The following is a 20757-nucleotide window of genomic DNA, read 5'->3' as shown; positions in this document are numbered from 1 at the left end:
GTTACTTGGCCCCGTTCAGCGCTGCCTCGGCGTCGCGGAAGTACTGCGCCACCGCGTCGGGGATGGACATCTTGCCGAACGCGACCTGCTTGGCGGCCGCGTCCAGCGCGGTCTTCGCGTCGTTGTAGCCGGGCGGCGCGGTCGGGGCGTTCGGCAGCCCGTCCTTCGCCACCTCGTCGGCGACGTACTGCGAGTACGTCACGTCCCGCTTGTCCGCCGCGCTCAGCGACGGCGTCAGCGCCTCCAGCGCCTTGGCCGACGGCGGGATGCCGCGCGACAGGGCCATCGCCTTGATCGCGTCGACGTCGCTGACGAAGAGGTCGATCAGCTTCGCCGCGGCCTCCGGGTTCTTGCTCTTGACCGGAACGCACAGCAGCACACCGCCGTTGAGCGCCTGCCCCGTCTTGCCGTTGCTGCCGCGCGGCACCACCACGATGTCGAGCGTGTGCTGGGTCAGCGGCTGCATCTGCGCGAGGCCCCAGCCGGTGGTCATCGCGATGTTGCCGGAGATCAGCGGGTGGGTGCCGGCCGCGGAGTCGGTGTTGGCCAGCATCTCGGGCGGGCAGATCGCACCGGACTTGCGCAGCTTGTCCCACATGGCGAACCACTCGGTGAGGTCGTCCTTGGTGAACGCGAGCTTGCCCTCGTCGTTGTAGAGGTCCTTGCCCCGCTGCCGCAGCCACGGCTGCAGCGCGCCGGAGTCGTCCTTGGACGCGTCGAGCGCGCCGTACTTGCCCTGTCCCATGGCCTTCGACAGCTCACCGGCGATGCGGCCGAAGTCGTCCCACGTCCAGGTGTCGGCGGGGACGGGGATCTTCGCCTGCTCGAAGACGGTCTTGTCGTAGAGCACCGGCGCGTAACCGGAACCCGACGGCACGCCGTAGGTCTTGCCGCCCACCGCGCCCGCGCCGCGCACCGCCTGGTACAGCGTGTCCAGGTGGATCGTGTTCGGGATGAACTGCGAGAGGTCGGTCAGCACGCCCTTGGCCGCGTAGGTGCTGACGAGCGCGGTGTCCATCTGGAAGAGGTCCGGCGGGTTGCCGCCCGCGAACTCGGTGTTGAGCTTGTTGAAGTACCCGTCGTACCCGGAGAACTGCGGGTCGACCTTGGTACCGGTCTTCTGCGTGAAGATCTGCAACGCGTTCTGGTAGGCCTTGTTGCGCGCTTCACCGCCCCACCAGCGGAACGTCAGCGAGTTGTTCGCCGCGCCGCCGCTGCCGGTCGGCGCGAACCCGCAGCCGGCCACCGAGGCCGCGGCGAGACCACCGGCCAGGCCGAAGAGACCTCTCCTGGAAATGGACATGTGCTTCCCTTTCTTGGCGGTGAAAGGCGTTACTTGATGCCGGTGGTGGCGACACCGTCGACGAGACGGCGTTGCGAGACGAGGAAGACCGCGACCGTGGGCACGAGCGTGACCACGGACATCGCGAGCATGCCGCCGTAGCTGGAGCCGCTCGCCCGGTCGACGAACGCGTTCAGGCCCAGCGGTGCGGTGTAGCGCGAGTGGTCGGACAGGTAGACCAGCTGGCGCAGGAAGTCGTTGAACGTCCAGATGAACGTGAGGATCGTCGTGGTGAGCAGCGCGGGCCGCAGCAGCGGCAGGATGACGCTGAAGAACACCCGCACGTGCCCGGCGCCGTCCAGTGCCGCCGCCTCGTCCAGCTCGCGCGGGATGCCGCGGATGAACTGGACCATCAGGAAGATGAAGAAGGCGTCGGTGGCCAGCAGGTAGGGCACCACCAGCGGCAGGAACGTGTTGATCCAGTTCAGCTGGTAGAAGATCGTGTACTGGGGGATCAGGGTCGCCTGGAACGGCAGCATCATCGTGCCGAGCATCAGCCCGAACCAGAACCTGCGGAACGCGAAGTCCAGGCGCGCGAACGCGTACGCCGCCACCGAGCAGGACGCGACGTTCGCGATCACCGTGCAGAGCGAGACCGTCAGCGAGTTGGCCAGGTAGACCGTGAACGAGTTGCCCGTGGCCGTCCAGCCGGTCACGTAGTTGGCGATGGTGAACGCCAGCGGCAGCGGGTTCATCGTGCTGAAGATCTGGTTCTCCGGCTTGAACGACGCCCCGACCAGCCACACCATCGGGTAGATCATCGCCACCAGGACGATCAGCAGCAGGAGGTGCGCGCGCCAGTGGGTCCCGGCGGTCTTAGTCCGCATAGTTCACCCACCGGCGGGCCGACCAGAAGTAGATCGCCGTGAACAGGCCGATCACGGCGAACAGCACCCACGCCATCGCGGAGGCGTAACCCATCTGCATGCTGCCGAATCCCTTGAGGTACAGGTAGAGCGTGTAGAGCAGGGTCGAGTCGATCGGCCCGCCCAGGCCGTTCGAGACGACGTACGCCGGCGTGAACGTCTGGAACGCGTTGATCGTCTCCAGCACGAGGTTGAAGAACACCATGGGCGACAGCAGCGGCAGCGTGATCTTGAAGAACACGGTGAACCGCCCGGCGCCGTCGATCGCCGCGGCCTCGTAGAGGTCCTGCGGCAGCTGCTTGAGCCCGGCCAGGAAGATCAGCATCGGCGTGCCGAACTGCCAGCCCGCGAGCAGCACCAGCGTCCACAGCGCGAAGCGCGGGTCACCGATCCAGTCCGCGCCCTGGACGCCGAACAGCCCGAGGAACTGGTTGACCAGACCGTTGCGGGAGAAGATTTGCCGCCACATCACCGACACCGCGACGCTCGCGCCCAGCAGGGACGGCAGGTAGAACGTCGCCCGGTAGAAGCCCAGCGCCCGCAGGCCGCGGTTGAGCGCGACCGCGACGAGCAGCGCGGCGGCGAGCTTGAGCGGTACAGAGGCCACCACGTACAGCAGGGTGACCTTGATGGACTGCAGGTACCGCTGGTCGGAGAACAGGCGGGCGTAGTTGTCGAAGCCGATCCACTGTGGAGCGGTGAGCAGGTTGAACTTCGTCAGCGACAGGTACAGCGAGTACACCATCGGGATCAGCGTGAACGCGAACAGGCCGATCAGCCAGGGCGCGAGGAAGCCGTAGCCCGCGAGGTTGTGCTTGTGCCGCTTGCGCTTGTGCCGCACCGGTGCCGCCGCCTGCTCGGGGACCGGGGGATCGAGAACGGCGACGCCGCTGTTCTCCGCCATGTAGTGCCACTCCCTGGGACATCGTGGATGGACCTGTGGGCCGGGTGTTCGGATGCCACGCACGGCGCAGTTCCAGTGATCCGTCCCAGGGAGCTGGAAAGCGCTTTCCGGGACTGTAGGAACCGGCCACCCGCCTGTCAAGGACCTCTTCCGGAAACCTTGTTGCCCAACGAATGTTTCGAAACTTGTGACTTGACGCCGACCGGGTGAAGAAGTTTACGTTTTAACCAACTAGGCGGGTCCCAGCCGCGACGCCCACGAGAACGAACAGGAGGAACCGCACTCCGGCCACGCACGCCCACGACACCTGACGACCTCGGGCGAGCGACCCGCGAGGAGTACCGATGACCACCGCCGCCGCGGTGTACCTGCCGAGCCAGCACGCCAGCGTGCACGACCTGCCCGACGACGACGAAGAGCTGCGGAAGGTGCTCGCCAGAGCGGTGTCCGCGGTGCTCGCGCGGCAGCGTCCGGACGGCAACCTCGAAGACCCGGCCGTCGCGGACGACATCGGTGACATGACGCTCGGTGTGGTGTCGTTGCTGTGCCTGGCCTGGCACCGCGGTGACCGCCGGGACCCCGAGCTGACCGCCGCCGCCCGTCGCGGGCTGGACTTCGTGCTGGCCGAACGGGTCTTCCGCACCGACAACCCCGGTGAACCGTTCCTGCTCGTGCGCGACAGCGGCCTGCCGTACGCCCGGTACGTGCTCGAAACGGGCGAACACCCCTTCGGCGACTGGCCGAGCACCGTGTGGGCGCTGCTGCACGCGGTGAACGTGCTGGAGCTCGGCCGCGAGGTGATCACCGCCGAGCAGTGGACCGCGCTCGCCGAGGTGGCGACGGGCTTCTGGCGCTGGCTCACCGAAGCGAGCATGTTCAACCCCCAGCAGACGGCGAACCAGGCGATCGGTGCCGTGGTGGGCGGTTTGACGCTCGGGCGGCTGTTGTCCGAGAAGTCCATCGTGGACGATGCGATGTTCCTGTACCACAGCGAGATCAGGGCCAAGCGCGTCGTCGACCGCGACCTGCGGCTGCCGGTCGAGCACGGGGCCGGGCACGACCAGAACTACCTGCCGATCTCGCTGACCTTCCTGGCGCGGGCCTACCAGGTGAGCGGCGAGCAGTGCTTCCTCGACGACGGCGACGAGATCGCGCGGCACCTGGAGGCGCGCCTGTCCGCGCGCGGGTTCGACTACGGCGGCCCCCGCTACAGCGAGCAGCACAGCGGGTGCGAGGGCATGCTCGGCCTGCGGTTCTTCAGCGGCCGCATCTCCGCCGAGCTCGGCCGCTACCTCGGTGACCGGCGAGTGGCCTACTACTGCGCCACCACGCCCGGCCTGCCGAGCGGGCACTTCGCCTTCGCCACCGTGTGGTTCTACCTCGACGTACACCGCTGGTACCGCGCGCCGTCCGGCGATCCCGTGCACACCCGCCACTCGCTGCGGCACGGGAAGGTCTCGGTGTCGCTCACCGAGAAGCTCACCCCGTACCTGATCGACGCCGGCGGCACCGCGGTGATCGAGTCGGTCGTGGACCACCAGCACGGCATCGGGCCCTTGGTGCACTACGCCGACGGCAGGCGGACGCTGCTCACCCGTCCGCTCGGACCGGTCCGCGTGCGGGACGTGGCCGCCGGCGGGCTGGGCGCCAAGCTGGTGACCAAGGCCGTGGTGACCTGCGACCAGGTCATGCTGGCCGTGCAGCAGCTCTACGTCACCGACGGTGAACGCCTCTTCCTGGTCGCGGTGCTCGACCGCGCCGCCCTGCCGGTCAACGCGGAGCTGAGCTTCCTCGCCGGCCTGCCCTACGCGAGCGCGGAAGGCTCGCGGCAGCGTCGCGTCCGCACGGTCAGCGAGCCCGGCGGCGAGCCGTTCGACCTCGCGGAACCGTGGCGAGCCCTCACCGCCGGGAACGTGCTGCTCGCGGGCGGCCTGGCCCTGAGCGCGGGGGCCGGCCTGCGGGTGGAGAACCCGCCGGACGGGCCGGCGTACTTCAACAACCCGCGCACCGCGGGCATGACCCAGGAGCAGCTGGCGTTCTGGCTCGGCGACGACCCCAGGGGCTACGGAAACCCCGACGAGGGCTGGCGCCGCGTCATCGCCACCAACCACGTGCTGGCCGGCCCGGTCGCCGGTGAGCCGCACGGACGGGCGGTCTTCGTCCTCTGCTACGCGGCCGAACCGGTCGCGCTGGAGGTGTTGGCCGACGAGGTCGCCGACGGCGTGCGGGTGAGCACCCCGTTCTTCACGGCGGTGGTCGGTCATCCGGCGGGTGACGTGGGCGGCGAGCCGGTCCTGCGCATCGCCACACCGTGAACTGTTAACGCTCACACCTCCTGAACTTCAAGTACGGTCCAGTTTCGTTGCGTATTGTGCACCAAAATCTCCGTGCCGCCACGTATGTCCGTGAAGGACTGTTGGGAGCGCTAACATGACCACCGCCGAAGCGTTCGACCGCAGAGCCCTGCTGCGGCGTTCGGCGCTGTTGTCCGCCGGCCTGCTGATCGGCCCGACCGCACTGGATCGGGCGCTGGAAGCCGGCGCCGCGGAACTGCCGACCGGCGCGGCACCTTTCGTCGACTCCTACCGCACCAACGTGATGGCGAACCAGACGCCGGAGACGAACGCGGCGGTCCGCGTGCTGTCCGGCATGCAGGACCTCTGGCGCACCGGCACCGCGTGGGACAACGGGGTCGTGCTCAACCGGAACGTGCTCACCGCCAACGTCCGCCACGTCGCGCGGATCACCGGGGCGCGCACCGCCGACCAGGCCAAGCGAGCGTTCATCGTGGACCGTCAGCACCAGAGCTACGCGGCCATCGGCGGCCTCGGCCCGCTGGCCGAGCTGTACAAGAGCGGCGCCAAGGCCGTCACCGGCATCACCTCCGCGCCGGACGGCACCCCTCCGTCCACTGTGGACGAGAAGCTGCCGCCGGACGCCCCGGCCGGATCGGCGCTGGGCGCGGGCTCGCCGGACTCCGCGCTCGGGCAGGTCGTGCAGCTGGTCAACACCGTGCGCGGGCCGTTCGCCTCCGGCAACCCGTCGAAGTACGCCTACCAGTACCCGCGGCCGTGGCGGATGACCCCGGACAGTACGGTCGTCCCGACCGGGCAGACCGACGAGTTCGGCTACCCGGTGTACCGCACCGACGTCGTCGTCGCCCCGCAGCTGCTGCGCCAGCGCAACCTCAGCCCGGTCGACGACGGGGGTTACCCGAGCGGGCACACGAACGCGCTGCACCTGGCCTGCCTGGCGCTCGCCTACGCGGTCCCCGAACGGTTCCAGGAGCTGGTGACCAGGGCGTTCGAGCTGGCCGACCTGCGGATCGTGGCCGGTATGCACTCGCCGGTGGACGTCCTCGGCGGCCGGATCCTCGCGACCGCGCTCGCCGCGGCCACCCTGGCCGACCCGCAGAACGCCGCTCTCAAGGCCGCCGCCAGGACGCAGGCGAGCGAGTACTTCCAGCAGCACGCCGGCGCCGACCTGATCAAGTACGCGCACTCGGCGGGCACCTCCACCGACCCGTACGCCGACCGCGAGGCGAACGCGCGGCTCGTCGAGCCGTTGCTGACCTACGGGCTGCCCAGGACCGGCCGCCGCATCGAGATGACCGTGCCGAAGGGCGCGGAAGTGCTGCTGGAGACCCGTCTGCCGTACCTCACCGCGAACCAGCGGCGCGAGGTCCTGCGCACGACCGCGCTGCCGTCCGGGCACGCGGTGCTCGACGGCCCCGAGCAGTGGGGCCGGTTGAACCTGTTCGCCGCCGCGGACGGGTTCGGCGCGTTCGACGCGGACGTGCGCGTGGAGATGGACGCGAACCGAGGCGGCTTCCACGCCGCCGACACCTGGCACAACGCGATCGGCGGCCGCGGCGGGCTGGTCAAGCGGGGCACCGGCGCGCTGACGCTGGCGGGCACCAACTCCTACACCGGCACCACCCGCGTCGAGGGCGGCACGCTCGCCGCCGCGTCGCCGTCCGCGCTCGGCCGTGGTGACGTCGACCTCCGGGCCGGCACCCTGCGGCTGGACACCGCGGTCAGGGTCCGGGGCTACCGCCAGGCGGCCGGAACCGCGCTCGCGGTGACGTTGCGGCAGGGAGGCTGCGCCGTGCTGACCGCCGCGCACCCGATCCGCCTGGCGACCGGCAGCGCGCTGGAGATCTCGCTGGAGAACGTGCGCGTGGGTGCCGTGCTGCCGGTGCTCGCCGCGCCGGGCCTGCTCGGCCGGTTCGTCCGGATCACCGCGACCGGCCACCGGGTCGAGGCCTGCTACAGCCCGGCCGGCCTGTCGGTGCGGGTGCTTTCGTAGTCCACAAAGGACTGTTATCGAACGGCGGCGCCGGTGTTCGACGCCGCCGTTCGACGTCGTTCGACGACCTCGCTTGACGCTCGCGAAGCCCCGATGCAGACTCCGGAAAGCGTTTTCCAGGCGACGGGGGCATGGGTTCATGAGCGCATTGGACGAGCTGCGTCAGCTACGGCACGGCGGCGTCCAGGTGCGCAAGCGCGACAACAAGGCGGCCTTCTGGTTCCTCGCCCCCTGGTTCGCCGGTCTCCTCTTCATCACCGTCGGCCCGGTCCTCGCGTCCTTCGGACTCGGCTTCACCAAGTACAACCTGATCCAGCCGCCGAGGTTCATCGGGCTGGCCAACTTCGAGCGCATCCTCAGCGACGAGCGGCTGCACAACGCCCTGCGCGTGACGTTCACCTATGTGCTGGTCTCGGTACCGCTGCAGCTGGCGTGCGCGTTGGGCGTCGCGCTGCTGCTCGACCGCGGCCTGCGCGGGCTCGCGTTCTACCGCTCGGCCTTCTACCTGCCCTCGCTGCTCGGGTCGAGCGTGGCGATCGCGGTGCTGTGGACCCAGGTCTTCGGCAGCGACGGCCTGGTGAACCGCGTGCTGGGCTTCTTCGGCATCACGGGCAGGGGCTGGATCTCCGACCCGGACACCGCGCTGTCGACGCTGATCGTGCTGAACGTGTGGACGTTCGGTTCCCCGATGATCATCTTCCTGGCCGGGTTGCGGCAGATCCCGGCGGTGTACTACGAGGCCGCCGCCATCGACGGGGCGAGCAGGTGGTCGCAGTTCTGGCGGATCACGCTGCCGCTGCTGTCACCGATCCTGTTCTTCAACCTGGTGCTGCAGATCATCCACGCGTTCCAGTCGTTCACCCAGGCGTTCGTCGTCTCCGGCGGCACGGGCGGGCCGTCGGACTCGACCATGTTCTACACGCTCTACCTGTACCAGCAGGGTTTCAGCCGGTTCGACATGGGTTACGCGTCGGCGCTGGCGTGGTTCCTGCTCCTGATCATCGCGGCGTTCACCGCGATCAACTTCTGGGCGGCGAGGTACTGGGTGTTCTATGACGACTGAGCTGCGCCGGCGGCTGTCGGGTCCCCTCAAGCACCTCGGCCTGATCCTGATCGGGTTCGTGATGCTGTACCCGGTGCTGTGGATGATCGCGAGCTCGCTGCGGCCGGACGACGAGATCTTCCGCAGCCCCGGCCTGATCCTCGACGGCCTGCGGACCGAGAACTACGCGGAGGGCTGGAACGCGCTCACGCCGTCGTTCGGGACGTACCTGGCCAACTCCACGATCCTCGTGCTGGGCTGCATCGTCGGCAACCTGGTGTCGTGCTCCATGGCGGCCTACGCGTTCGCCCGGCTGCACTTCAGCGGCAAGCGCTGGTGGTTCGGGATCATGCTCGGCACGATCATGCTGCCGATCCACGTGATCATCGTGCCGCAGTACGTGCTGTTCTCCCAGATCGGCTGGGTGAACACGTTCCTGCCGCTGATCGTGCCGAAGCTGCTCGCCACGGACGCGTTCTTCGTGTTCCTGATGGTCCAGTTCATCCGCGGCCTGCCGCGCGAGCTCGACGAGGCCGCGCGCATCGACGGCTGCGGCCACCCGCGGATCTTCCTGCGGATCATCCTGCCGCTGATGAAACCCGCGCTCGCCACCACCACGATCTTCACGTTCATCTGGACGTGGAACGACTTCTTCGGCCAGCTGATCTACCTGACGGACCCGGACATGTACACGGTTCCCGTCGCCCTGCGCTCGTTCGTGGACTCGACGGTCGCCACCTCGTGGGGCTCGCAGTTCGCGATGAGCGTCGTGTCGCTCGTCCCGATCTTCCTCGCCTTCCTCATCGGCCAGCGGTACCTCGTCAAGGGCATCGCCACGACCGGTGGCAAGTAGCCGAAAGGACTGGACATGGTCAAAGGGGTACATCGTCGTACCGCGTTATCGGTCCTGCTGTCCCTGACCGCGTCGCTGCTCGTCGCGTGCGGTTCCGGCTCGGACGCGGGCGGTGAGCTGACCGCGGAACCGGTGACGCTGCGCTTCAGCTGGTGGGGCGCCGACGACCGGCACAAGCGCACCCAGCAGGTCATCGAGATGTTCCAGAAGAAGCACCCGAACATCACCATCAAGGGTGAGTTCAAGGAGTGGAACGGCTACTGGGACAGCCTCGCCACGACCATGGCGGCCAACGACGCGCCGGACATCATGCAGATGGACGAGCTCTACATCGCCTCCTACGCCGAACGCGGCGCGCTGCTCGACCTCAACGAGGCCAAGAAGCACCTCGACACGGCGAACTTCGACCAGAAGGCGCTCGCGACCGGCGCGATCGACGGCAAGCAGTACGGCGTCCCCGTCGGCCTCGGCATGTACTCGATCATGGCCAACACCGACCTCCTCGCGAAGTACAACATCCCGCTGCCCGACGACACCAAGTGGTCGTGGGAAGACCTGAAGAAGGTCGGCGACCAGGTCTCGAAGGCGAGCGGCGGCACGGTGTGGGGCGTGCAGTCGCCCGGCATCAACGACACAGCGGGCCTGAGCATTCGCGCCCGCCAGCAGGGCAAGGCGCTGTTCGACGAGAACGCCAAGGTCGTCCTGCCACCCGAGATCGCGACCCAGTACTGGACCTACATCTCCGACCTCGCCAAGACCGGCGTCGCGCCGCCGCCGTCGGTGACGATCGAGAAGGGCTCCGCCGGCCTCAACATGTCCGCGACCGCGACCAACACCGCCGCGTTCGGCCTGTGGTGGAACACCCAGCTGACCGCGCTGACCGCCGCCAGCGGCGCCAAGCTGAAGCTCCTGCGGCTGCCCGGCGAGTCGCAGGGCAAGCCCGGCGCCTACTACAAGCCGTCGATGTTCTGGTCGATCTCGTCGCGCTCGAAGCACCCCGCGGAGGCCGCGGCGTTCGTGAGCTTCCTGGCCAACGACGAGGAGGCGGCCAAGGTGCTGCTGACCGAACGCGGCGTGCCGGCCAACCTGAAGATCCGCTCGGCGATCGCGGGGCAGCTCAAGGAGACCGACAAGGCGGCCAAGGAGTACCTCGACACCGTCCCGGTCTCCGACCCGCCCAGGATCACGCCGAAGGGCGGCAGCACGCTGGACGCGATCCTCAAGCGGCACACCGAGGACGTCCTGTTCGGGCGGGCTGCGCCGGAAGCGGCCGGTGCGGCGTTCATCAAGGAAGTGCAGTCCGAAGTGGACGCGGCCAGGTGAGGTGCGGCGCGGCCGGGGTGGGCACGGGTGGAGCGCGGCGCGGCCGGGGTGGGCACGGGTGGAGCGCAGCGCGGCCGGGTGCGGCTCGCGGCGGCCGTGGGCGTGAGTGGTGGGTGATCGAGTGGATCGGCCAGGCGAGGCGTGCGGCCGGGGCGATCGGCGGCGCGGCCGGGTGCGGCTCGCGGCGGCCGTGGGCACAGGTTGAGGTTTGAGGTTTGTCGGTGGGCGTGGCCAGGTGAGACGCGCCGCGGGTACGGGTGAAGGGTGATCAAGTGGACAAGGTGAGGCGCGCGGCGATCGTGGGCACGGGCGCGATCGCGTCCTCCCACGCCGAGGCGGTGCGGGCGGAGGGCGATCGCATCGAGCTCGTCGCCGTGGTGGACGTGGACGAGGCACGCGCGTCCGCGTTCGCCCGGGAATGGGGCGTGCCGGGCGTCCACTCCGGACTCCCGGCCCTGCTCGACGCCGAGCAGCTGGACGTGGTGTTCGTGTGCACGCCGCCGCGTTCCCACGCGCCGTTGGCGCTCGAAGCCCTCGCCGCGGACGTGCACGTGCTGGTGGAGAAGCCGCCCGCGTTGTCGTTGAGCGAGATCGACACGCTGATCGCGGCCGAGCGGACGTCGGCCGGGCGGGTCGCGACGGTGTTCCAGCACCGGTTCGGCCCTGCCGCGGTGCGGTTGCGGCGCATGGTCGCGGAAGGGCTGCTCGGCCGGTCGCTCGTGGCCAAGTCCGACACGCTCTGGTTCCGCGACGGCGCCTACTTCGACGTGCCCTGGCGCGGGTCGTGGGACAGCGAGGGCGGCGGCCCGACGATGGGGCACGGCATCCACCAGTTCGACCTGATGTTGTCGGTGCTGGGGCCGTGGCAGGAGATCCGGGCGGTCGCGGCACGCCAGGCCCGTGCCGTCGCGACCGAGGACGTGTCCATGGCGCTGGTGACCTTCGCCGACGGCACGGTCGCCTCGGTGGTCAACTCGGTGCTGTCGCCGCGGGAGACCTCGCAACTGCGGTTCGACTTCGAGCGCGCCACGGTCGAGGTCGAGCACCTCTACGGCTACACCGACGCCGACTGGACGATCACCCCGGCGCCCGGTCACGACGAGGTCGCCGCGCGCTGGCACGCGGAGCGGTCCGAGACGGCCAGCAGCCACAAGTGCCAGCTGGCGGCGTTCCTCGACGCCCTGGACAGTGGTGAGACGCCGCCGGTGACGCTGGCGGACACGCGCACCACGATGGAGTTCATCGCGGCGCTGTACGCCTCGGCGTTCACCGGCACCGCGGTCAAGGCCGGTCAGATCGGCCCGGACCACCCGTTCTACGCGACGATGGAAGGAATCGGTGCCCCATGGGCGAACGCCCGGTGATCACGCGGCAGGACGACGAGGCGCTCGTCGTGTCGGCGGGCGGCGTCGAGCTGTTCCGCTACGTGCACCGGCCCTCGACGCCGGCGTTCGAGGGGCCGAAGCCCTACCTGCACCCCGTGCGCACGCTCGCCGGTGACGTGGTGACGGCGTTCCGGCCGCACGACCACCGCTGGCACAAGGGCGTGCAGATGACGGCGACCGACGTGTCGGGGGAGAACTTCTGGGGCGGCAACACCTACGTGCGCGACCAGGGGTACCTGGCGCTGCCGAACGTGGGTTCCATGCGGCACGAGGACTTCACCATCACCGAGACCGGCGGCGAGCTGCGGATCGAGGAGCTGCTGTCCTGGTTCACCGAGTCCGGGCAGCACTGGGTCGATGAGGTGCGCGAGCTGACCGTGCGCGACGTCGAGGACGAGGCCTGGACGCTGGAGTTCGCCACCACGCTGACGAACCTGCGCGCCGAGCCGCTGGTGTTCGGCAGCCCGACCACGAACGGCCGGGAGCTCGCCGGGTACACCGGGTTCTTCTGGCGCGGCCCGCGGTCGTTCACCGAGGGCGAGGTCATCGCGGCCGACGGCGGCACCGGCCAGGAGATGATGGGCAAGGCCGCCAGGTGGCTCGCGTTCGTCGGTCAGCACGACGAGGTGGACCGCGCGTCCACGCTGCTGTTCGTCGACCACCCGGACAACAAGAACACCCACTGGTTCGTGCGCAGCACGCCGTTCGCGGCGGTCAACCCGTCGTTCGCGTTCTTCGACACCGTCGAGGTGGCGTCCGGCGAGGCGCTGAGCCTGCGCCATCGGCTCGTCGTGGCGAACGGCGAGTGGGACCGGGAGCGCCTGGAGTCCTATGTGGAGGCTCACCCGTGGTGACACCGTTTCCGGGCGGGGTCGGCATCTCCGGCCTGCGGGTGTACGACTGGCCGACGGTGGACGGGCTGTGCGGAGGGTCGCCGCACGTCCACCTGGCCTGCGCCGAGTGCTACTTCGTCGTCGCCGGTGAGGGCGCGGTCCAGACGCTCACCCACCGCGGGTTCGCCGAGACGCCGCTGCGCGAGGGCACGGTCGCCTGGTTCACGCCGGGCACGATCCACCGCCTCGTCAACGGCGGCGGCCTGCGGATCATCGTGATCATGCAGAACAGCGGCCTGCCCGAGGCGGGGGACGCGGTGTTCCCGTTCCCCGCCGACGTGCTGGCCGACGCGGAGACCTACGCCGCGCACGCCGGTGCCGGTGACGAGGAGTCCGCCCGCCGCCGCCGGGACCTCGCGCTGGAAGGGTTTCTCGAACTGCGCCGCCGCGTCGAGGCCGGCGAGAACGCGCTGGACGACTTCTACCGCGCCGCCGTGCGGCTCAAGCAGGGCGTGCTGGACGACTGGGACAAGCGGTGGCGGGCGGGGGCGCTGGCCTCGGCCGAACGCACCGGCGAGCACCTCGACCGGTTGCGGGACGGGGACATCGGGCATCTCGCCGGCGCCGACATCCACGTGACGAGGGCGGAAGGGCCGCAGCGGTTCGGCATGTGCGGCCGGCTCGACGTGCACGACCCGGCGGAGGGCAGGTCACCGCACGACCAGGCGTGAATGCGGGTGAAATCGCGTCCCGGTCTTTTTCGGTCGTGTTAACAAATGATCTCATCCGCGCTGGAATTATTTCCTGATTCCGAGGAAGTGCTTGGAGCAGGCTGTTTCGGAGCTTAGCTTCGCAAACATTCAATGCCCCTGCACGAGAACGGAAGTCAGATGGCGCGAAAGATCCAGTTCCTGGCGGGTGCGGGCGCGGTGACGCTCGCGATGTCGATTCTCCTCACCCCCGCGGCCTCCGCCGAGGGAGAGGTGCGCTCCCTGCAGGCGCCGGAGCGGATTCCCGGCAGCTTCATCGTCAAGCTGAAGCACGGCGCCGCCGCGGACGCGGTGGCCGCCCGGTTCGGCACCGCGGTCTCGCGGCACTTCACCGGCTTCGGCGGCTTCAGCGCGCGGCTGACCGACAAGCAGGCGCGCAGACTCGCCGCCGACCCCTCGGTCGAGTACGTCGAGGCGAACCAGGTCGTCCACGTGCAGGCCGCGCAGCCGGCGCCGCCGTCGTGGGGCCTGGACCGCACCGACCAGCGCGACCTGCCGTTGAACAGCTCCTACAGCTACACCTCCGCGGGCGCGGGCGTGAACGTGTACGTGATCGACACCGGCGTGCGGGTCAGCCACGCCACGTTCGGCGGACGCGCGGTGGACGGCTACGACGCCGTCGACGGCAAGCTGCCCGCGCAGGACGGCAACGGGCACGGCACGCACGTCGCGGGCACCATCGCGGGCTCCCAGTACGGCGTCGCGAAAGCCGCGAAGATCGTCGCGGTGCGCGTGCTGGACGACGGCGGGTCCGGTTCGACCGAGGGCGTCATCGACGGCATCGACTGGGTGGCGAAGAACGCCGTCAAGCCGGCCGTCGCGAACATGTCCCTCGGCGGGCTCGTGAGCTCCTCTCTCGACGACGCCGTCCGCAGGGCCGTCGCGGCAGGCGTGACGTTCGCGATCGCGGCCGGCAACTCCAGCATCGACGCGTCGACGGCGTCCCCGGCCCGTGTCACCGAGGCGATCACCGTGGGCGCCACCGACCGCACCGACGCCCGCGCGTCGTACTCGAACTTCGGTTCGACGCTGGACATCTTCGCGCCCGGCAGCAACATCACCTCGGCGTGGAACACCAGCGACACCGCCACGAACACCATCTCCGGCACGTCGATGGCCACCCCGCACGTCGCGGGCGCGGCCGCCCGGTACCTCTCGACGAACCCGGCGGCCACCCCGGACCAGGTCGCCGCCTACCTGGTCGCGCAGTCGACCCCGGGCAAGGTCGGCAACCCCGGACTGGGCTCGCCCAACCGGCTGCTGTACCTCGCGCCCACCGCGTGAGGGTGGAAAGGGCCGCGGCGGGTGCCGCGGCCTTTTCCCGTGTCCGCGCGAAGAACTGTTCGTCTTTCGCGGAGTGAGCACGACCGCGCCGGGAAAAATGTGCGCGGTCGCGGAAACCTCGCGACTTCCCGTTGTGACCCGATGACCGACTGCCCGAGGCTGGCGCATGATCGTCCACGACCACGAGGAGTAGATCGGGTGTTGAACCTCCCACGCAGGATCGTCATCGCGGCGGCGGCCGGTGCGCTGGCGCTCGCGGGTGCCGCGGTGACCACCGGCACGGCCTCCGCCGCACCCCGCTGCGACGCGCCTTCCGGCTACAACTGCCTGGCCATCGAGAACTGGACCCGCGACGCGTACAGCTTCCGCGCCGACGGCGCCGGCGGCGGCAGGTGCCTGACCTGGCACCGCCCGGGCCAGACCGGCTACCACCCGGACGTCCACCTGCAGGGCTGGGCCACCCCGATCCTCACCTCGCACACCCAGGACTACTGCGGGGGCGAGCAACGCAACTACGGCTACTCGCCGCGCTGGGAAGGTAGCTGGACCATCCTGCGCGTGAGCTGAGCGTCAGGCCCCGGCTCGCCAGTCCGCGAGCCGGGGCAGCAGGTGGTCGGCTGACTCCCACAGCTGCGCTCGCACCGCGTCGAGGTCCACGCCGACGAGGGTGCGGTCGCGTTTGCGCCACTGCCCGGCGACCATGACCGCCTCGACGTCACCGGGGGTCGAGTACAGCGCCACCGCGATCGGGTCGTGCGTCGGCACGAGCCGCGGAGCGGAGTCGATGACGAGGAGGTCGGCCTGCAGGCCCGCCTCCAGCCGGCCGACGTGGCCGTCGAGGCCGAGAGCGCGGGCGCCTTCGACCGTCGCCCACGCCAGCGCCTGCCTGGCGGTGATCGTCGCGGTGAGGGAGAACGCCCCGGTCTCCCGCCGGTGGTGGTCGTGGTCGCGGCCGCGCTGGTGGGCCAGCGCGATCCGGGCGGCGGAGAGCACGTCGCCGGGTGCGACGGCGTCGGTGTCGGTGCCGAGCGACGGCGCGGCGCCCAGCCGGAGCAGCTCTCCGGTGACGGGGGAGCCGTGGCCCTGCCCGAGCTCGTTCTCGGGCGTGCACGTGACGCTCGCACCCGCGTCGACCAGCGTCCTGATCCACTCGTCGGTGAGGCCCGCGCCGTGCACGACGTTGGTGCCGGCGCTCAGCAACCCGGCGTCCCGCACGGCCTCCCAGCCCGGCCCCGGTGTGCCGCCGCTCTGGTGCGTCGACACGACGATGCCGCGTTCCGCCGCGGCGCGGAAGTCGGTCACCGCGACGTCCGGAGTGGACAGTTGCGGCCCGCGGACGGCCATGCCGAACGTGAGCAGCGCGTGGGTGCCGGCCCGGCCGTCGAGCAGCCGGTCGACCTCGCTCACGGGATGGGCGAGGTCGGCGGCGGAGTACGGGGTGCCGTGCAGGAAGACCCCGCGGATGCCGGACGCGCGAAGGCCTTCGACCGCCGCGTCGGTGTGCTCCGACGTGGGGGTGTTGTGGCACCAGTCGCCCAGGGTGGTGGTGCCGCGGTCGAGCTGGCTCAGCGCGCCGGCGAGCGTGCCGATCCGCATGTCCTCCGGGCGGTAGTGCCGGGCCACGGCGCCGTGCACGCGGCCCAGGTAGTCCGCCAGCGTCCAGTTCGCCCCCACCCCGAGCAACGCGGTCTGCCACGTGTGCAGGTGGGCGTTGACCAGCCCCGGCATGACGATCCGGCCCGTGACGTCGACGACCTCGGCGCCCGTCTCGTCGAGACCTTCGCCGAGTGCGGCGATGCGGTCGCCCTCGACGAGGACGTCGACGAGCTCGGCGTCGGGCCGGTGGGCCGCCATGGTGATCACCTGCGCGCCGCGCAGCAGGACGCGCTTCATCGCGTCACCGGCGTCATCGCGCGGACGGCGGCATCGGTCGAGCCGAGGAAGTCGTGGGTCGCGATGTGCCCGATGTAACCGTCGGGCCGGATGAGCAGCAAGGTGTCTCCGTCGAGTCCGTAGCTGTGGCGGAAGTTGTGCCGGGGATCGGTGAGCGCGTCGATGGCGACACGCCGCAGTGACGCTCCCGCGGCCGGCCAATCCAGTTCGTTGCTCGCCATGGCGGCGTTGCGGCCGTACGCGACAACGGTGAAGTGCGGGCCCCGGTAAAGGTCGAACAGCCGCACCGTCGTCCCGTCCTCGTCGAGCAGTTCCGCGTCCGGTGCCCGGTCGCCGGCCTGCAGCGTCTTCGTGCGGTCACCGTCAACGGGCGCGAGCGGGCCGCCGTAGTAGGTCAGGGACAACTGCTGTTCGTCGTTGCCGCGACGCAGGCTCGACGGGTCGAGCTTCGCGAGACCTTCGTACTTGCGCGTGGACAGCCCGAGCACACCCGCCGCGATCGGCAGGCGTTCGGCCTCGTAGCTGTCCAGCAGCCGCGGGTCGGCCCCGGCGAGGACCTGGCCGAGCTTCCAGCCGAGGTTGTAGGCGTCCTGGATGCCGGTGTTGAGCCCCTGCGCGCCGGCCGGGGTGTGCACGTGCGCGGCGTCGCCGGCGAGGAAGACCCGCCCGCGGTGGTACGACTCCGCCAAGCGGATGTTGGGCCGGAACACCGACCGCCAGCGGATCTCGCTCAGTTCCACGTGCCGGTTGCGCGTCTGCTGCCGGATCCGCCGGGTGATCGCCTCCGCTCCCTCCGGCGGTTCCTCGTCGGGGGAGAGCCGGATCATCCACTGGAACAGGTCGGTGTGCGGCAACGGGCAGGCGCCCGCGAAGCGTCCCTTCACCCCCGGCCAGACGTGCCAGCGGTCGCGCGACAGGCCGGTGGTGACGGCGTCGACGATGAGCATCCGGTCCTGCTCGTCGGTCTCGCCGAGGAAGCCCACGCCGAGATGCCTGCGCACGGCGCTCGAACCGCCTTCGGCCCCCACGAGGTAGCGCGCGGTGATCGTTTCGCCGGTCGTCCTGACGGTGACCGACGTGTCGTCCTGGACGAAGTCGACGAGTTCCACGCCGTGCTCGACCCGCCCGCCCAGCTGCTCCAGCCGGTCGTGCAGCACGCGGTCGGTGCGGTACTGGGGCATCAGCCGGGTGTTCGGGTACGGGACGTCGGTGGTGCGCTCGCGCTGGGAGAACATGCGCCACGGGGCGGCGACCGGGCCCAGGTGGATGCCGAGGCGGGGGTAGTCGCTGCTGCCGTCGAGGACGTCGCCGAGCACGCCGAGGTCGTCGAACACCTCCAGCGTCCGCGGCTGGATGCCCTTGGCGCGCGAGCCCTCGAAGGAGTGCGGGGCCTTGTCGATGACGCGGACGTTCAGGCCGCGGCGGACGAGGTCGATCGCCAGCGCGGTGCCGGTCGGGCCGGCACCGGCGATCAGGACGTCGATGATCTGCGGGTGGTTCACGGTTCGAGCCGATCTGACTGGGGAACGGCGAACGACGCGAGCAGGTCGCCGACGTCGTGAGGCCGTTCGAACGGGGCCATGTGGCCGCACTGCGGGATCACGTGTGTCCGTTGTGGACGGAGGAGCGCGCGGACGGCGTCCAGCCCGCCGATCGGGGTGACCTGGTCGTCGTCACCCCACACCAGCAGCGCCGGGATGCCCAGATCACCCGTCCTGCGGAACAGCTCCTGCCGCTCGTGCAGCGGGAAGTCCCGCAACGTCCGGAAGAACGCGTAGAGCGAGCCCTCGAACCGGTAGGCGTCCCGCACCATCGCGACCAGCTCGGCGGACAGGGCGGGGTCGCGGACGTTGTGCCCGAGGTGGCTTTCGAGCAACCCGCGGCCGAACCTCCTGGCGACGAACCCGGCCACGAGGTCGTTGCGCAGCAACCGTTGCGGCAGCGGGCGCGTGCTCAGGCCGGCCGGGCCGACGACGGCGAGCGTGGCCGTGTGTCCGGGGTACCGGTTCGCGTAGGCCATCGCGACCAGGGCGCCCATCGAGGTGCCGACCACGTGCCACGGCGGGGTGAGGCCCAGCGCCGAGGTCAGCTCGGCCAGCTGTCGCACGAACAACGCCTCGTCGTAGGGGCCCTCGATCCGGTCGGAACCACCCCGGCCGTAACCGCTGCAGGCCAGCGTGCGCAGGCCGCGGGCGTGCAGCCGCTCGGCGGTGCGGTCCCAGTAGGACAACGGGATCGTGATGCCGCCGACCAGCACGACGAGTTCGCCGTCGGCGGGACCGGCCAGCTCGTACTGCGTCACACCGTCGGAAAGTGAGACGAAATCGCCGCGCAGTGTGCGCCGCGCCGCCGCGTCGAGCCGGCGGTCCTCGTCGGGGGCGGCGAAGTACCTCATCGCCGCTCCCCGTGCAGGAACTCGGTGATCGCCGCGGCGACCCACTCCGGGTCCTCCTCCGGCAGCAGGTGCCCGCCCTCGGGGTGCACCCGCTCCTGAGCGTGCGGGATGTCGCGCGCGAAGTGCTGCCCGTCGACGCCGGCGCTGCGCAGCACCAGCGTCGGCACGGTGATGCGCCTGATCTCGGCGCTGCGGTCCGGCTGGTCGGTGTTGGCGAAGTCGACGAACGCCGACCGGTTTCCCGGCAGCCCGGTCAGCGCGTGCACCCGGTCGACCATCGCGTCGTCCACGATCGTCGAGCCCGCGCCGACCGCGTCCCGCAGCCCGCGTTCGGTCGCGCCGCGCGGCAGCCATCGCCGCAACACGGGGCGCAGCAACGGGTTGCGCGCCAGCCGCAACCCCGCGGGCAGGGCCTTCTCCGGATAACCGGTGGCGTTGACCAGGACCAGGTGCTCGACCCGCCGCGGCGCGTCCAGGGCGAGGTTCCACGCGATGTTGCCGCCGAGCGAGTTGCCCGCCACCGCGAAGTGCGGCACGTCCAGCGCCGTCATGAACCGGGCGATCGTCGCCGCGTACGTCCGGACGCGGTAGTCGCGGTCGGGCCGCGGCCCCGTCCGCCCGAAGCCGGGCAGGTCCGGGCGGATCACGTCGCAGGACGCCGACAGCAGCCGCGCCACCCGCTCGAAGCCCTCCAGCGACGACCCGCTGCCGTGCAGCAGCAGAACCGCCGGTCCTCGCCCCGAACGCGCGTAGTGCACGCGCAGGCCGTCCACGGAGACGGCCCGGATGTCATTGGTGTTCATAATGGCAACAGTGTTGCCGTTATTGTCGGGGGTGTCAACCGGACGTCATACTCACGGCGTGACCAGTTCGTCCTCCGCCGCCCGCCGGTCTCCCGGCCGTCCCGCTGTCCCGCTGGACCGCATCCTCGCCACCGCGCTGCGGATCGTCGACGACGAAGGCGCCGACGCCCTGTCGATGCGGACCCTCGCGCAACGGCTCGAGTCGGGGACGGCCACGCTCTACCGCCACTTCGCCAACCGGGCGGCCCTGGTCAACCACGTGATCGACCGCGTGTTCGGCGAGGTCGAGCTCGACCTGCGGGCGTTGGAGGAGATGGGCTGGGAGCAGGCCTGCCAGGCCGTCACCAGGGCCATGTTCGACACGCTGGGCAGGCATCCGAACATCGCGCCCCTGCTGGTCGAACAGACGCCCGCCGGGCCGAACGCGATGGTGTTGCGCGAACGCTGCCTGGCCGTCCTGCTCGGCGGCGGGTTCGCGCCGGACCTCGCGGCACGCGCCTACGCCACGCTCGCGCGTTACGTCCTCGGCTTCGCGACCCAGCTCACCGGACCGGGCGACGACGTCGAGCGCGAGCGGATGTCGGCGCACCTGAGCGGCCTGTCGCCGGCCGACTTCCCGGCCACGCTCGCGGTCGCGGGCTCGCTGCCGGTGCCGCTGCAGGACGAGTTCACCTTCGGCCTGGAGCTGATCGTCGACGGGCTTCGCCGGCTGCGAGCCTGAACCTCAGGTCTTCCTCAAGTTCCTGTCGCCCCGCC

The 20757-nt window shown here is 70.4% G+C and carries 18 protein-coding genes; 11 read left to right on the top strand and 7 right to left on the bottom strand.

Going from position 1 to position 20757, the window contains the following annotated elements; genetic code table 11:
* Nucleotide 1 precedes the first annotated feature (1 nt).
* From ACWEIJ_RS42775 to ACWEIJ_RS42765, 3 genes are read right to left on the bottom strand one after another with little or no spacing between them, the layout of a single operon-like run.
* Complete coding sequence (locus tag ACWEIJ_RS42775; RefSeq protein WP_449843028.1) at nt 2–1303, bottom strand: ABC transporter substrate-binding protein; 1302 nt, start codon at nt 1301–1303, stop codon at nt 2–4.
* 29 nt (nt 1304–1332) lie between these two features.
* Nucleotides 1333–2169, bottom strand: a complete 837-nt coding sequence (locus tag ACWEIJ_RS42770) for a carbohydrate ABC transporter permease (RefSeq protein WP_449843027.1) — start codon at nt 2167–2169, stop codon at nt 1333–1335.
* Complete coding sequence (locus tag ACWEIJ_RS42765; RefSeq protein ID WP_449843026.1) at nt 2159–3112, bottom strand: carbohydrate ABC transporter permease; 954 nt, start codon at nt 3110–3112, stop codon at nt 2159–2161. Before ACWEIJ_RS42765 ends, ACWEIJ_RS42770 begins: the two co-directional genes overlap by 11 nt.
* Before the next feature lie 344 nt (nt 3113–3456).
* Between ACWEIJ_RS42765 and ACWEIJ_RS42760 the strand changes: the two genes are divergently transcribed.
* From ACWEIJ_RS42760 to ACWEIJ_RS42715, 10 genes are all read left to right on the top strand, one after another.
* The gene (locus ACWEIJ_RS42760) at nt 3457–5427 is read left to right on the top strand and encodes a hypothetical protein (RefSeq protein WP_449843025.1); all 1971 of its coding nucleotides are present in this window, start codon (nt 3457–3459) and stop codon (nt 5425–5427) included.
* A 115-nt stretch (nt 5428–5542) separates the two neighbouring features.
* On the top strand, nt 5543–7420 hold the full coding sequence (locus ACWEIJ_RS42755; RefSeq protein ID WP_449843024.1) for a phosphatase PAP2 family protein: 1878 nt from the start codon (nt 5543–5545) through the stop codon (nt 7418–7420).
* 139 nt (nt 7421–7559) lie between these two features.
* The gene (locus tag ACWEIJ_RS42750) at nt 7560–8483 is read left to right on the top strand and encodes a carbohydrate ABC transporter permease (protein ID WP_449843023.1); all 924 of its coding nucleotides are present in this window, start codon (nt 7560–7562) and stop codon (nt 8481–8483) included.
* A complete protein-coding gene (locus tag ACWEIJ_RS42745; protein WP_449843022.1) occupies nt 8473–9315 on the top strand; it encodes a carbohydrate ABC transporter permease in 843 nt (280 codons plus the stop codon). The genes ACWEIJ_RS42750 and ACWEIJ_RS42745 overlap by 11 nt, the downstream gene beginning before the upstream one ends.
* A gap of 15 nt (nt 9316–9330) precedes the next feature.
* Nucleotides 9331–10638 (top strand): ABC transporter substrate-binding protein, encoded by a 1308-nt coding sequence (locus ACWEIJ_RS42740; protein ID WP_449843021.1) that lies wholly within the window; start codon nt 9331–9333, stop codon nt 10636–10638.
* Nucleotides 10639–10910: 272 nt separating this feature from the next.
* The gene (locus tag ACWEIJ_RS42735; RefSeq protein WP_449843020.1) at nt 10911–12002 is read left to right on the top strand and encodes a Gfo/Idh/MocA family protein; all 1092 of its coding nucleotides are present in this window, start codon (nt 10911–10913) and stop codon (nt 12000–12002) included.
* Nucleotides 11984–12877, top strand: a complete 894-nt coding sequence (locus ACWEIJ_RS42730) for a DUF6807 domain-containing protein (protein ID WP_449843019.1) — start codon at nt 11984–11986, stop codon at nt 12875–12877. Before ACWEIJ_RS42735 ends, ACWEIJ_RS42730 begins: the two co-directional genes overlap by 19 nt.
* Entirely contained in the window at nt 12874–13587 is a 714-nt protein-coding gene (locus ACWEIJ_RS42725; RefSeq protein WP_449843018.1) for a cupin domain-containing protein, read from the top strand. Before ACWEIJ_RS42730 ends, ACWEIJ_RS42725 begins: the two co-directional genes overlap by 4 nt.
* Before the next feature lie 159 nt (nt 13588–13746).
* Nucleotides 13747–14910: a S8 family peptidase gene (locus tag ACWEIJ_RS42720; protein ID WP_449843017.1), complete on the top strand. Its 1164-nt coding sequence runs from the start codon at nt 13747–13749 to the stop codon at nt 14908–14910.
* A 198-nt stretch (nt 14911–15108) separates the two neighbouring features.
* Complete coding sequence (locus ACWEIJ_RS42715; RefSeq protein WP_449843016.1) at nt 15109–15477, top strand: hypothetical protein; 369 nt, start codon at nt 15109–15111, stop codon at nt 15475–15477.
* Nucleotides 15478–15480: 3 nt separating this feature from the next.
* Here the strand turns inward: ACWEIJ_RS42715 and ACWEIJ_RS42710 are convergent, their stop codons facing one another.
* The 4 genes from ACWEIJ_RS42710 to ACWEIJ_RS42695 are packed head-to-tail and all read right to left on the bottom strand — an operon-like array spanning nt 15481 to nt 20001.
* Nucleotides 15481–16803, bottom strand: a complete 1323-nt coding sequence (locus ACWEIJ_RS42710; RefSeq protein ID WP_449843015.1) for an amidohydrolase family protein — start codon at nt 16801–16803, stop codon at nt 15481–15483.
* Nucleotides 16800–18305, bottom strand: a complete 1506-nt coding sequence (locus ACWEIJ_RS42705; protein ID WP_449843014.1) for an FAD-dependent oxidoreductase — start codon at nt 18303–18305, stop codon at nt 16800–16802. The genes ACWEIJ_RS42710 and ACWEIJ_RS42705 overlap by 4 nt, the downstream gene beginning before the upstream one ends.
* On the bottom strand, nt 18302–19198 hold the full coding sequence (locus ACWEIJ_RS42700; protein ID WP_449843013.1) for an alpha/beta fold hydrolase: 897 nt from the start codon (nt 19196–19198) through the stop codon (nt 18302–18304). Before ACWEIJ_RS42700 ends, ACWEIJ_RS42705 begins: the two co-directional genes overlap by 4 nt.
* A complete protein-coding gene (locus ACWEIJ_RS42695; protein WP_449843012.1) occupies nt 19195–20001 on the bottom strand; it encodes an alpha/beta fold hydrolase in 807 nt (268 codons plus the stop codon). Before ACWEIJ_RS42695 ends, ACWEIJ_RS42700 begins: the two co-directional genes overlap by 4 nt.
* 58 nt (nt 20002–20059) lie before the next feature.
* Between ACWEIJ_RS42695 and ACWEIJ_RS42690 the strand changes: the two genes are divergently transcribed.
* On the top strand, nt 20060–20722 hold the full coding sequence (locus tag ACWEIJ_RS42690) for a TetR/AcrR family transcriptional regulator (RefSeq protein ID WP_449843011.1): 663 nt from the start codon (nt 20060–20062) through the stop codon (nt 20720–20722).
* Nucleotides 20723–20757 lie beyond the last annotated feature (35 nt).

The sequence above is a fragment of the Lentzea sp. NPDC004789 genome (genome assembly GCF_053601075.1).
The sequence above is the reverse complement of the archived record's forward strand: the minus strand, read 5'-3'. Positions and strand labels throughout refer to the sequence as shown.

Bases quoted from the DNA above. Each gene is read 5' to 3' on its own strand.
- ACWEIJ_RS42775 (WP_449843028.1), bottom strand. From the start codon at position 1,303: ATGTCCATTTCCAGGAGAGGTCTCTTCGGCCTGGCCGGTGGTCTCGCC.
- ACWEIJ_RS42765 (WP_449843026.1), bottom strand. From the start codon at position 3,112: ATGGCGGAGAACAGCGGCGTCGCCGTTCTCGATCCCCCGGTCCCCGAG.
- ACWEIJ_RS42755 (WP_449843024.1), top strand. From the start codon at position 5,543: ATGACCACCGCCGAAGCGTTCGACCGCAGAGCCCTGCTGCGGCGTTCG.
- ACWEIJ_RS42730 (WP_449843019.1), top strand. From the start codon at position 11,984: ATGGGCGAACGCCCGGTGATCACGCGGCAGGACGACGAGGCGCTCGTC.
- ACWEIJ_RS42745 (WP_449843022.1), top strand. From the start codon at position 8,473: ATGACGACTGAGCTGCGCCGGCGGCTGTCGGGTCCCCTCAAGCACCTC.
- ACWEIJ_RS42750 (WP_449843023.1), top strand. From the start codon at position 7,560: ATGAGCGCATTGGACGAGCTGCGTCAGCTACGGCACGGCGGCGTCCAG.
- ACWEIJ_RS42760 (WP_449843025.1), top strand. From the start codon at position 3,457: ATGACCACCGCCGCCGCGGTGTACCTGCCGAGCCAGCACGCCAGCGTG.
- ACWEIJ_RS42710 (WP_449843015.1), bottom strand. From the start codon at position 16,803: ATGAAGCGCGTCCTGCTGCGCGGCGCGCAGGTGATCACCATGGCGGCC.
- ACWEIJ_RS42695 (WP_449843012.1), bottom strand. From the start codon at position 20,001: ATGAACACCAATGACATCCGGGCCGTCTCCGTGGACGGCCTGCGCGTG.
- ACWEIJ_RS42740 (WP_449843021.1), top strand. From the start codon at position 9,331: ATGGTCAAAGGGGTACATCGTCGTACCGCGTTATCGGTCCTGCTGTCC.
- ACWEIJ_RS42720 (WP_449843017.1), top strand. From the start codon at position 13,747: ATGGCGCGAAAGATCCAGTTCCTGGCGGGTGCGGGCGCGGTGACGCTC.
- ACWEIJ_RS42770 (WP_449843027.1), bottom strand. From the start codon at position 2,169: ATGCGGACTAAGACCGCCGGGACCCACTGGCGCGCGCACCTCCTGCTG.
- ACWEIJ_RS42700 (WP_449843013.1), bottom strand. From the start codon at position 19,198: ATGAGGTACTTCGCCGCCCCCGACGAGGACCGCCGGCTCGACGCGGCG.